At 63.3% G+C, this 11,954-nt stretch carries 13 protein-coding genes and 1 pseudogene; 12 read left to right on the forward strand and 2 right to left on the reverse strand.

The features are described from left to right. A pseudogene (locus tag QMA15_RS25310) lies at positions 1-353 on the forward strand (ABC transporter ATP-binding protein); the annotation flags it as partial. Further along, on the forward strand, positions 353-1,111 hold the full coding sequence (locus tag QMA15_RS25315) for an ABC transporter permease (RefSeq protein WP_021345003.1): 759 nt from the start codon (positions 353-355) through the stop codon (positions 1,109-1,111). The pseudogene QMA15_RS25310 and the gene QMA15_RS25315, both read left to right, overlap by 1 nt. Positions 1,112-1,120: 9 nt before the next feature. On the opposite strand, the gene QMA15_RS25320 is transcribed toward QMA15_RS25315, so the two are convergent. Next, positions 1,121-2,503: an amino acid permease gene (locus tag QMA15_RS25320; RefSeq protein ID WP_290287069.1), complete on the reverse strand. Its 1,383-nt coding sequence runs from the start codon at positions 2,501-2,503 to the stop codon at positions 1,121-1,123. Further along, positions 2,503-3,456, reverse strand: coding sequence for a 2,3,4,5-tetrahydropyridine-2,6-dicarboxylate N-succinyltransferase (dapD, locus tag QMA15_RS25325; protein WP_019749368.1), 954 nt, complete (start codon positions 3,454-3,456; stop codon positions 2,503-2,505). Before dapD ends, QMA15_RS25320 begins: the two co-directional genes overlap by 1 nt. Positions 3,457-3,505: 49 nt before the next feature. Here dapD and dapE point away from each other — a divergent pair, with 49 nt between their 5' ends. The 10 genes from dapE (at position 3,506) to QMA15_RS25375 (ending at position 11,953) form a co-directional block, all read left to right on the forward strand. Next, a complete protein-coding gene (dapE, locus tag QMA15_RS25330; RefSeq protein WP_198586343.1) occupies positions 3,506-4,576 on the forward strand; it encodes a succinyl-diaminopimelate desuccinylase in 1,071 nt (356 codons plus the stop codon). Positions 4,577-4,592: 16 nt separating this feature from the next. Next, positions 4,593-5,396: a TIGR00730 family Rossman fold protein gene (locus QMA15_RS25335; protein WP_003945176.1), complete on the forward strand. Its 804-nt coding sequence runs from the start codon at positions 4,593-4,595 to the stop codon at positions 5,394-5,396. Further along, on the forward strand, positions 5,390-5,947 hold the full coding sequence (locus QMA15_RS25340; RefSeq protein WP_020908470.1) for a TIGR00730 family Rossman fold protein: 558 nt from the start codon (positions 5,390-5,392) through the stop codon (positions 5,945-5,947). The genes QMA15_RS25335 and QMA15_RS25340 overlap by 7 nt, the downstream gene beginning before the upstream one ends. Before the next feature lie 112 nt (positions 5,948-6,059). Continuing rightward, positions 6,060-7,832, forward strand: coding sequence for a long-chain-acyl-CoA synthetase (locus tag QMA15_RS25345; RefSeq protein ID WP_019749365.1), 1,773 nt, complete (start codon positions 6,060-6,062; stop codon positions 7,830-7,832). Between the two features lie 30 nt (positions 7,833-7,862). Next, positions 7,863-8,762 carry a dihydropteroate synthase gene (gene folP, locus QMA15_RS25350; protein WP_279164064.1) on the forward strand — a complete coding sequence of 300 codons (900 nt, stop codon included), beginning with the start codon at positions 7,863-7,865 and terminating at the stop codon, positions 8,760-8,762. Continuing rightward, the gene (locus QMA15_RS25355; RefSeq protein ID WP_019749363.1) at positions 8,759-9,700 is read left to right on the forward strand and encodes a glucosyl-3-phosphoglycerate synthase; all 942 of its coding nucleotides are present in this window, start codon (positions 8,759-8,761) and stop codon (positions 9,698-9,700) included. The genes folP and QMA15_RS25355 overlap by 4 nt, the downstream gene beginning before the upstream one ends. A gap of 32 nt (positions 9,701-9,732) precedes the next feature. Beyond that, the gene (locus QMA15_RS25360; RefSeq protein ID WP_019749362.1) at positions 9,733-10,110 is read left to right on the forward strand and encodes a DivIVA domain-containing protein; all 378 of its coding nucleotides are present in this window, start codon (positions 9,733-9,735) and stop codon (positions 10,108-10,110) included. After that, complete coding sequence (locus QMA15_RS25365) at positions 10,110-10,679, forward strand: DNA-3-methyladenine glycosylase I (protein WP_019749361.1); 570 nt, start codon at positions 10,110-10,112, stop codon at positions 10,677-10,679. Before QMA15_RS25360 ends, QMA15_RS25365 begins: the two co-directional genes overlap by 1 nt. Before the next feature lie 151 nt (positions 10,680-10,830). Then, complete coding sequence (locus tag QMA15_RS25370; RefSeq protein ID WP_003945169.1) at positions 10,831-10,998, forward strand: DUF3117 domain-containing protein; 168 nt, start codon at positions 10,831-10,833, stop codon at positions 10,996-10,998. A 115-nt stretch (positions 10,999-11,113) separates the two neighbouring features. Next, a complete protein-coding gene (locus QMA15_RS25375) occupies positions 11,114-11,953 on the forward strand; it encodes a putative RNA methyltransferase (RefSeq protein ID WP_031331085.1) in 840 nt (279 codons plus the stop codon). Position 11,954 lies beyond the last annotated feature (1 nt).

Raw genomic sequence — 11,954 nt, forward strand, 5'->3', positions numbered from 1 at the left:
ATTCGACGGTGGCGGAGTTCGTGGATCGCTCGTCGGAGTCGACGGTGCGGGTGCGTAGTCCTCAGCTCGATGCGTTGCGCAGTGTGTTGCTCTCGCAGGGGTTGACGGTGCGTGAGGACGGTTCCGGTGTTGCGCCGGCGTTGGTGGTCGTGGATTCGACCACTGACGTGATCGGTGGTTTGGCTGGTTCGCAGGGAATCGTGTTGTACGAGTTGGCGTCTCAGCAGGGGTCGCTCGAGGATGCGTTCATGAAGTTGACCGGAGACGATGTCCAGTACCACGCGTCCGGTATCGAAGCAGTCCCCGAAACTCAGAACGCATACACACAGCAGGCTATGGGAGGTGCACTGTAATGGCTGTTCTCAGTGCTGAACGTATCAAGATCACCACGACCAAATCACCGTTGTGGTGCACGATCATCATCATCGTGCTCGGGTTGGGACTCGCTACGGTTTTCGGACTGAGCGCCAAGTCGTCGCTCAGTAGCCCCAATGGTGCAATGATGCCGACAGTGTCGGGGGCGCTCAGTGGAGTGACCGGCTTCGGTGTGTTGGTTCTGATGATCATGGCGGCTCTCGCGATCACCAGCGAATATCGCTTCGGGACAATCCGAACAACATTCCAGGCAGTTCCGAACCGCGCTTCGGTGCTCATCGCCAAAGCGGGCCTCATCGGTGGTTTCGGAGCGGTCTTGACTCTCGTATTGTCGTTCGGCGCTTTCGCTCTCACGAAGGCCACATCAGGTGACGCCGGAAGATTCTTGACTCTGTCTGGCGACGATAACTGGCGGGTCGTCTACGGAACACCGATCTACGCGTTCTTCTGCGTAGTTCTAGCCGTAGGAGTGGGCGCGTTGCTCCGGCAGTCTGCAGGTGCGATCGCATTACTGCTGTTGTGGCCCTTGCTGATCGAGAATCTTTTCAACCTGTTCGGAAGTACCGGCGAGAAGATCATGCCGTTCCTGCCGTTCATGAACGCCAACAACTTTCTCGGTTCCGGCGGTAGCGTCGACTTCCACTGGGGACCCTGGGGCAGCCTGGTCTACTTCGCCCTCTTCGTGCTCGTCGTATTCGGCCTCAGCATCGTCGTCGTGAACAGGCGGGATGCATAGGCGAACGGATCAGGCGGGCTGATTCTGCTTACGCCAACGGGCGTTCAGGAAACCCAATGCCGCGATCACGAGGAACAACACGGTGGTCGAGATCAACTGTGCACGGGCATCGGCGTCGAAGAGCATGAGGACGACGAAGATGCCAAGCATCGCGAGAGTCGCGTAGCTCAGATACGGGAACAGCCACATACGAACTGTCAGCTTGCCCGACGCTTCGAGTTGTTTACGCAGTCGCAGATGCGAGACGACGATGAAGATCCAGATGACGAGCAGCGCGGCGCCGACTGCGTTGAGCAGGATGCCGAGCAGGTCGTCGGGGAGCAGCCAGTTGAGCAGGACGCTGACGAAGCCGAAGAACACCGACAGCAGAACGGCATTGGTCGGAACTCCGGTGCTCGACAGTTTCGCCATGAAAGCGGGTCCGTCGCCGCGGCGCGAAAGTGAGAACGCCATCCGGGAGGTGCCGTAGATGTTGGCGTTGAAGGCGGAAAGCAACGCCACCACTACGACGAGTTCCATGAACCCGGCAACACCCGGAATGTTCGCCTTGTTCAAGACGGCCACAAACGGGCCGCTCTCGAGTTCGGGGTCGTTCCAGGGCAGCACCAGAACCATGATGGAGATGGCACCGATGTAGAAGACACTGATGCGCCACACGACGCTTCGCACAGCGACGGCGATGGAGCGTTCCGGATTCTCGGATTCGGCTGCCGCGATGGTGACGATCTCGATCCCACCGAAGGCGAACGCCACGACGAGCAGTCCTGCGGCAATGCCGGACAACCCATTGGGCATGAAGCCGCCCTGCCCGAACAGATTGCTGGTACCGACCGGATCGGTATCGGGGAGGATGCCGAACACCAGCAGGACGCCGATGACGAGGAAGGCGATGATGACGGTGACTTTGATTGCGGCGAACCAGAACTCGAACTCACCGAAGTTGCTGACCTTGGCCAGGTTCACCACGGCGAAGAACACCACGAATACCAGGGCGACAACCCATTGCGGGATCGACGGCACCCAGTCGTTCACGATCGCCGAGGCTCCGGTGATCTCGGCACCCAGCACCATGATCAGCATGAACCAGTAGAGCCAGCCCATCACGAAGCCGGCCCACTCGCCGATCCCCAGGCGGGCGTAGTGAGAGAAGGAACCGCTGGCCGGGATCGCAGCTCCCATCTCACCGAGCATGCGCATCACGAACACCACGACGGCGCCCGCAAGGATGTAGGAGATCAGGACGGCCGGGCCGGCCTTGGCGATACCGACGCCGGTTCCGAGGAACAGGCCGGCGCCGATGGCCGAGCCCAGGCCCATCATCGTCAGATGGCGGACCTTGAGACCGTGGCCGAGAGCAGTGGTTGTTCCGTCGGAGACGTCGGTGCCAGTCATCAGTCGTTGGCGTGCAAAGCAGCGTTCAGTTCGACGCCGGTGCCCTTCCACGGCACGACCTCGACGGCACCCGAGACCGAGTTACGACGGAAGAGAAGGTTCGACTTGCCGCTGAGTTCCTTGGCCTTGACGACGGTGCCGTCCGGGCCGGTGACCTTGGTGCCCGCGGTGACATAGAGGCCCGCTTCGAGGACGCAGTCGTCGCCGAGCGAAATGCCGAGGCCGGCGTTTGCGCCGAGGAGGCAGCGCTTGCCGAGGGAGATGGTTTCCTTGCCGCCGCCGGAGAGGGTGCCCATGATCGAGGCGCCGCCGCCAACATCGGATCCGTCGTCGACGACGACGCCCGCGGAGATGCGGCCTTCGACCATCGAGTTACCGAGGGTGCCGGCGTTGAAGTTGACGAAGCCTTCGTGCATGACGGTCGTTCCGCTGGCGAGGTGCGCACCGAGTCGGACACGGTCCGCGTCACCGATACGCACTCCGGACGGCACGACGTAGTCGACCATGCGGGGGAACTTGTCGACACTGAACACGGTCACGACGCCGCGGATGCGCAGACGCGAGCGAACTTGCTCGAAGCCTTCGACGGCGCACGGGCCGAAGTTGGTCCACACGACGTTGCTGAGCAGGCCGAACTGGCCGTCGAGGTTGACGCCGTGGGGTGCGACGAGACGGTGCGAGAGGAGGTGGAGGCGCAGGTAGACGTCGTGTGCGTCGACCGGTGCCTTGGAGAGATCGGCGATGGTGGTGCGGACGACGACCTGCGAGACCTCGCGAGCGTCGTCAGTGCCTGCCAGCAGTGCAAGATCGGAAGGAATGTCTGTTCCCTCGACGTTCTCGGTACCGGTCTTGTCGAATGTTCCCAGCTCCGGTGCCGGGAACCAGGTGTCGAGGACGGTTCCGTCCGCGGTCACGTTGGCGATACCTACTGCTGTTGCTCCCTGTGCGCTCACGGGACTAGAGATTACTGGGTGGTGGGTGCACCGGCCTAGGCTGGTGCGTGTGAGCATCCTCGATCTTGCTTCGGACCCCATCGACTTGACGGCCGCCCTGGTCGACATCCCCAGCGTCTCGCACGACGAATCCGTCATCGCGCAGGCCGTCGAGGATGCGCTGCGTGAGCAGACTTCGGGCTTCGAGATCATCCGCAACGGCAACGCCGTGTTGGCGCGGACCTCGCGTGGTTTGCCCAGTCGCGTCATGCTCGCCGGACATCTGGATACGGTGCCCATCGCGGACAATGTCCCTTCGCGGCGTGACGGCGACATCCTGCACGGCTGCGGGACCGTGGACATGAAGTCGGGCGATGCGGTCTTTCTGCACCTGGCGGCCACCATCGAGAACCTGGCCCACGATCTGACCCTGGTTTTCTACGACTGCGAAGAGATCGCCGCAACCTTCAACGGCCTGGGACGGATCGAACGCGAGATCCCGGAATGGCTCGCGGCCGACGTCGCAATTCTCGGTGAGCCGACGGCCGGTTTCATCGAGGCCGGGTGCCAGGGCACGATGCGGGTTCGGTTGACGGCTTCGGGAACTCGCGCACATTCGGCCAGGTCCTGGCTGGGGGACAACGCCATTCACAAGTTCGGCGGTGCGTTGGAGCGGTTGTCGAGTTACCAGCCGCGCTCGGTCGACATCGACGGTTGCGGCTACCGCGAAGGTTTGTCGGCGGTGCGGATTTCTGGCGGGGTCGCCGGAAACGTCGTCCCGGACGAAGCCGAGATGGACGTCAACTTCCGATTCGCGCCCGATCGCAGTGAGGTACAAGCCGAGGCGCATGTGCGCGAAGTGTTCGACGGTCTGGGCCTCGGATTCGAGGTCACCGACTCCTCGCCCGGCGCGCTGCCTGGCTTGGCGAACCCGTCCGCTGCCGCCCTGATCGAGGCGGCCGGTGGTCAGTTCCGTGCGAAGTACGGGTGGACCGACGTGTCCAGGTTCTCGGCGCTCGGCATTCCTGCCGTGAACTACGGACCGGGTGATCCGAACCTCGCACACAAGCGCGACGAGCACGTTCCGGTGCAGCAGATCACCGACGTCGCGGCCGTGCTGAGGAAGTATCTGTCGGCCTGACCGTTAGCCTTGCCGCATGGCACCAGAGAAGAATTCGGCTTCGAAGAAGCAGAGCTCGTCGATCAAGCACCGCGGGCCCGTTCAGCTTCGACGCAAGCGCAAAGACGAGAAGACCACGACCGATCAGCGCTTGCTCGACAAGCGCGGACCCACGGACTGGGTACACACCGATCCGTGGCGTGTGCTGCGTATCCAGAGCGAATTCATCGAAGGTTTCGGCGCACTCGCCGAGGTCCCGCGTGCGGTGACGGTGTTCGGTTCGGCACGCACCACGGTCGATCATCCCGAGTACCAATCCGGCCGTGAGCTGGGAACGGCTTTGGCCGAAGCCGGATACGCCGTCATCACCGGCGGTGGACCGGGAGTCATGGAAGCTGCCAACCGCGGTTGCAGCGAGGCGGGCGGATACTCGATCGGTCTCGGCATCGAGCTGCCGTTCGAGCAGGGACTCAACGAGTGGGTGGATCTCGGAATCAACTTCCGGTACTTCTTCGCACGCAAGACGATGTTCGTGAAGTACTCCCAGGCATTCATCTGCCTGCCGGGTGGCTTCGGAACACTCGACGAGCTGTTCGAAGCACTGACCCTGGTGCAGACCCACAAGGTCACGCGCTTCCCGATCGTCCTGTTCGGTACCGAGTACTGGTCCGGACTCGTCGACTGGATTCGCGGCACCCTCGAGCGTGACGGCAAGATTTCCGAGGGCGACGTGAACTTGCTGCACGTCACCGACAGTGTGGAAGAAGCAGTACGAATCGTCCTCAACGCCGACAAGGGCGTCGACGAGGCCGCAGATCTGGGGAAAGAAGAAGAATGGTGACCGATTCCGACAAGAAGTACTCGATCTGCGTCTACTGCGCGTCGGGTCCGGTGGACGAATCGTTCCTGGCATTGGCTGCCGAGGTGGGAACCGCGATCGGTCGACGCGGATGGCAGTTGGTCTCGGGCGGTGGCAACGTCTCGATGATGGGCGCTGTCGCCGAGTCCGCTCGCGCGGCGGGCGCCTGGACCGTCGGCGTCATTCCGAAGGCCCTGGTGCACAAGGAAGTAGCCGACGTCGATGCCGACGAGCTGATCGTCACGGACACCATGCGCGAGCGCAAGAAGCTGATGGAAGATCACGCCGACGCGTTCATCACGCTGCCGGGCGGAATCGGGACGCTGGAAGAGCTGTTCGAGACGTGGACCGCCGGCTACCTCGGAATGCACGAGAAGCCAGTGGTGATGCTCGATCCCGTCGGGCACTTCACCGGCCTGCTCGAGTGGTTGAACAAGCTCGACGGGACCGGCTTCGTCGGGCGTCAGGCTTTGGACACTCTGTTGGTGCGGACGGACGTCGAGGCTGCGCTCGACGCGTGCGTCAGATCCTGATCAGACGCCTGCGTGAAACCCTGACCTGGGGCATGGCGGGCTTTATTACCGTGAAGTAAGGTGGCCGCAGACTGGGCGGCCGAATGGGCGCCGGATACGTGTTAGGGGAGCCATGAGTTCGGAAGCCCGTTCGACCGTCGGCCTGCTGGATCTGGCGGCAAAACTGCCGTCGATGATCACCGAGGTGCCGATCCTGGCGCGGGGGGCCGCCGGGCTCACCCGCAAGCCTTCGGCCAAGGAATCGATCGGGTTGATCTTCCAGAAGGCCGCGCACGCGCACCCGTCGCGCCCGTTCATCCGGTTCGAGGGCCACGCGACCAGTTACGCGGAGGCCAACGAACTGGTGAACCGCTACGCCGACGTCCTCCGCGGACGAGGAGTCGATCGCGGAGACGTCGTCGGAGTGCTGGCAAAGAACACCCCCGAAGCCCTGCTGATCGCGTTGGCCGCCGTCAAACTCGGCGCGGCTGCGGGCATGTTGAACTACAACCAGCGCGACGACGTTCTGGCACACAGCCTTACGCTGCTCGACGCGCGCGTCCTGGTGGTCGCCGACGAGTGCGAAGAGGCCCTCGAATCCTTGCCGGCGGGGTTTACCGGACCGAAGCAGCTTCTCGTCAGTGAACTCGCGGATCTGGCGAAGACGGCTGATGCCGCCAACCCGGCGGTCACCGCCGAGGTGCTCGCGAAGGAGAAGGCGTTCTACATCTTCACCTCGGGTACCACGGGAATGCCCAAGGCCAGCTTGATGACTCACTTCCGTTGGCTGAAGTCGATGTCGGGCCTCGGGTTGATGGGCGTGCGCTTGCGCGGCTCGGACACTCTGTACTGCTGCCTGCCGCTCTACCACAACAACGCGTTGACGGTCTCGTTGTCCTCGGTGCTCGCGTCCGGCGCGACAATCGCGATCGGACGTCAGTTCTCCGCCTCGCGGTTCTGGGACGACATCGCACTCAACAAGGCGACCGCGTTCACCTACATCGGCGAACTGTGCCGCTATCTGCTCAACCAGCCGGTCAAGCCGACCGACAGCGACAATGCTGTTCGGCTGATGGTGGGTAACGGTCTGCGCCCGGAGATCTGGGCCGAATTCACCCAGCGCTTCGGCATTCCCCGCGTCGCCGAGTTCTACGGTGCCAGCGAATGCAACATCGCGTTCGTCAACGCACTCAACGTCGACAAGACGGCCGGCATCTGTCCGTTGCCGCACGCCGTCGTGGAGTTCGACGAGGACACCGGAAAAGCGTTGCGTGGAGCTGATGGTCGCCTTCGCAAGGTGTCCACGGGTCAGGTCGGGCTCCTGCTGTCCAAGGTCACGGACCGAGCGCCTTTCGACGGTTACACCGACGAAGCCGCGAGCAACAGCAAGCTGGTGCGCGGCGGATTCAAGGACGACGACACCTGGTTCGATACCGGAGACCTGGTGCGCAAGCAGGGATGGGGCCACGTCGCCTTCGTCGACCGTCTCGGCGACACCTTCCGTTGGAAGGGCGAGAACGTTGCCACCACGGAGGTCGAGGGCGCACTGAGTTCGCACCCGGCCGTCGAGGAAGCGGTTGTCTACGGCGTCGAGATTCCGGGCACCGACGGTCGCGCGGGCATGGCGGCGGTGAAGCTACGGGACGGGCAGAGCTTCGAGGGAAGCGAAGTTGCAGCTCACCTCTACGGCAAGCTTCCCAACTACGCGGTCCCGCTGTTCATCCGCATCGTCGACTCACTCGAACACACCAGCACTTTCAAGTCGCGCAAGGTGGAATTGCGCAACGAGGGTTACGACGTCGGCGCCGACACTCTGCACGTTCTCGAAGGCCGCGAGGGTGGTTATGTGGACTCGTACGACGAATACGTCGGAAAGGTCGCGGCGGGCTCGGTACCCAAGGGCTAGACCGAGTTCCGTCATGCCAGTATGAGTGGCATGTCTTCACTCTCCGGTTCTACCGCGCAGCCAGGTCCGGCGCCCACGCTGTGTGGGCGTCCGGTCGCGGTCGACCGTGCATTGGTGATGGCGATCGTCAACCGCACTCCCGATTCCTTCTACGACCAGGGCGCGACGTTCTCGGATTCGGCAGCGATGGCTGCCGTCGACAGGGCCGTCGACGAGGGCGCCGATCTGGTGGACATCGGGGGAGTGAAAGCCGGGCCAGGTGACCTCGTCGACGCCGACGAGGAGGTCAGGCGAGTCGTTCCGTTCGTCGCCGCGATCAGGGCCAAGTACCCCGAGCTGATCATCAGCGTCGACACCTGGCGGAGCGGCGTCGCGCGTTTGGCACGGGGCGAGGGCGCCGACCTGATCAACGACACGTGGGCGGGTGCGGATCCCGACCTCGTCCTGGTTGCCGCCGAGACTGGTGCCGGGATCGTCTGCTCGCACACGGGTGGCGCGGTTCCGCGCACCCGTCCGCACCGTGTCCGCTACGACGACGTCGTCGCAGATGTGGTCACCGAGGTCGTGTCGGCGGCAGAACGCGCCCTGGCACTCGGAGTGCCGCGTGACGCGATTCTGATCGATCCCACTCACGATTTCGGTAAGAACACCTTCCACGGGCTCGAGTTGTTGCGAAAAGTGGACGTTCTTGTAAACACCGGGTGGCCAGTGCTGATGGCGCTGAGCAATAAGGACTTCATCGGGGAGACTCTTGGTGTGGAGCTTTCCGAGAGGTTGGAGGGAACATTGGCAGCGACAGCAATGGCCGCGGCTGGCGGCGCCCGGGTGTTCCGTGTTCACGAGGTGGCGTCCACCCGTCGAGTAGTCGACATGGTGGCCGCGATCCAAGGACGCCGTGCCCCGGTACGTACGGTTCGAGGTCTGGCATGAGCATCACCGGTGCGGGCCCGACCCGCGTATGGGCAGAAGCCAACAGTTGGGACCATCCGAGTTGGACGGTCGCCGAACTCGAACGGGCGAAGGGTGGCCGAACCGTCTCGGTGGTGTTGCCCGCGCTCAACGAAGAGGACACCGTTGCTGCGGTGGTCGACACCATTCATCCGTTGCTCGGTGGTTTGGTCGACGAGCTGATCGTTCTCGATTCCGGTTCGACCGACCGTACCGCCGAGCGTGCTCGCGCGGCGGGGGCGACGGTGATCAGTCGTGAGAGCGCAGTCCCGTCCATCCCGCCGACCGCGGGCAAGGGTGAGGTGCTGTGGCGTTCGGTCGCCGCAACGACCGGCGATCTGATCGCATTCGTCGACTCCGATCTCATCAATCCCGATCCGGCGTTCGTGCCCAAACTGCTGGGGCCGCTGCTCACGGTGGACGGCATCCATCTGGTGAAGGGCTACTACCGCCGTCCGCTGCGCGTGAGCGGCACGGAGGACGCCAACGGCGGCGGACGAGTCACGGAATTGGTTGCGCGGCCCATGTTGGCTGCGCTGCGGCCCGAACTCACGTCGGTACTGCAACCATTGGGCGGTGAATACGCGGGCACCCGTGAGCTGCTGTCGGCTGTTCCGTTTGCGCCCGGCTACGGCGTCGAGATCGGCCTTCTGCTCGACACGTACGACACGTTGGGGCTGGCGGCGATCGGTCAGGTCAATCTCGGTGTGCGCAAGCATCGCAACCGGCCGCTCGCCGACCTCGGCGTGATGAGCCGGCAGATCATCGGAACGATGCTCCGGCGGTGCGGGATCGAGGATTCGGGTGCCGGGTTGACCCAATTCCTGGTCGACGGCGATTCTTTCGTGCCCGAGACCACTGAGGTTTCGCTACTCGATCGACCCCCGATGAATTCGATAGTGCGCACCGCGGGGGTCTGACCGCTCACACTCGGGTATGGGAGTATCGGTTCATGATGACGATCCTCCTGTACCTGATTGTCATGGCACTGGTCGGCGCGATGATCTTCCTCGCCGCCAGCGCTGTGTTCGGGCGCTCGGAAGAGCTGCCGCCGCTGCCTCCTGGCACGACGGCGACCGTACTCCCGGCAGAGGACGTCACCGGGGCGGATGTCGACGCTCTTCGTTTTCAGCAGGTGTTGCGTGGATACAAGGCGAGTGAAGTGGATTGGGCCCTGCATCGCCTCGGGTTGGAAATCGATTCTCTGCGTGCGCAACTGGGCCGTGACGAGAAGTCCGAGGTTCTGGTGAAGGCGGATGCTCCGGCCAAGGCCGAAGCAACGCAGGAGGCGCCTGAGACCGAATCCGAAGCGAAGGATTCCCAGGGCTGATGGCAGACGGACTGGTTCGGTGCGGCTGGGTGGTCGAGACGCCCGGTGACTCGCTGTACCGCGACTATCACGACGAGGAGTGGGGGCGTCCGCTGCACGGGCGCGACGAACTGTTCGAGCGGCTCGCCCTCGAAGCATTCCAATCGGGGCTTTCTTGGATCACGATTCTGCGCAAACGCGAGGCGTTCCGCGAAGCCTTCGACGGGTTCGATCCGGACAAGGTCGCAGCGTACGGAGTTGCGGATGTGGAGAGATTGCTCTCCGATGCCGCGATCGTCCGCAATCGCGCGAAGATCGAGGCGACGATTTCCAACGCCCGAGTGCTCGTGAATTCACCCGATCTGGACCTCGATTCGTTACTCTGGTCGTTCTCGCCGCCTCGACGCACCAGACGACTGACATCAATTGCAGAGGTTCCGGCGGTCACTCCCGAGTCGACTGCCATGGCTAAGGAACTCAAGCGACGCGGGTTCAAGTTTGTGGGTCCTACCACGGCTTATGCGCTCATGCAGGCTACCGGAATGGTCGACGATCACGTGGCTGATTGCTGGGTTCCGGCGCAGGTGTGACGGTCGACTGAACACCCCTAAATGTGACTCAGATTCCCGGTTCCTGCATCCATAGGGAACAATGGAGGGTACGAGCCTCGCTGATTGTTGGCGGGGCGCACCGTTAGTCGAGGCGCAGAGCAATGCAGCGCAGATCTGGAGGGAGCAGAGGATGGCGGCCATGAAGCCCCGGACCGGGGACGGTCCCCTCGAAGCAACCAAAGAGGGACGAGGAATCGTCATGCGGGTTCCACTCGAGGGTGGCGGACGCCTCGTCGTCGAGCTGACCCCGGATGAAGCTGCAGCGCTCGGTGTGGAACTCACGAACGTCACCAGCTAGTCGGGTCCAGGTTGTAGCAGTACGAACAACAGCACGTGATTGCACGCAGGCTCCGTATCCGTTTCGGTACGGGGCCTGAAGTGTGCGCACCGCCGGTAGCCGAAAGGACGGATCAATGCTTGCCGCCGTGGTCGATCTACTGTCCTGCCCGCAGTGCGCTGCTGAGTTGGAATTGGTGGACGGCGCCGCCGAGTGCGATCGCGGACATCGATTCGACGTGGCTCGCCAGGGTTACGTGAGCCTGATCAGTGGCGGTGCCACGAAGTTCACCGGCGACAGTGCCGAGATGATCGCCGCGCGTGCACGACTTCTCGGCGCCGGCCACTTCGGCCCGCTGATGGATGCCGTTTCCCGGGCCTGCGCGACGACGGCAGGGGCGGATCTTGCGCGGATCGTCGAAATCGGTGCAGGCACAGGACAATACCTCGCACACGTCGTGGATTCGCTGCCTGATTCTCGGGCAATAGCCTTGGACGTGTCCAAGTTCGCGGCACGGCGAGCGGCGAAGATCCACGAAAGGATCGGCTCGATCGTCGCGGACGTCTGGCAACCACTTCCGATTCGAGACGGAGTGCTCTCCCACGTGCTCTGTGTGTTCGCTCCACGCAACGGTCCGCAGTCCCATCGAGTTCTCGCCGATGACGGCGTTCTGGTGGTCCTGACGCCCACCGACAGGCATCTGCGCGAGCTGATCGACATTCTCGAGATGGTCAAGGTCGACGATCGCAAGGTGGAACGTCTCGAATCGTCGATGGCCGGCTTGTTCGAGCGCGTGAGCAGCGACGAGGTCGAGTTCACGATGTCACTCTCACACCAGGACGTCCTCGACTTGGTGGGGATGGGACCGTCGGCGAGGCACCTGACGCCCGCCGATCTGGCTGCCGCCGTGGCGAAGCTGCCGCAGCCGAGCACCGTCACCGCGTCGGCGACGGTCTCGACCTATCGCAAGATCTGAC

Origin of the sequence: Rhodococcus sp. APC 3903, assembly GCF_030407755.1 — a bacterium.
Lineage (GTDB): Bacteria > Actinomycetota > Actinomycetes > Mycobacteriales > Mycobacteriaceae > Rhodococcus_F > Rhodococcus_F erythropolis.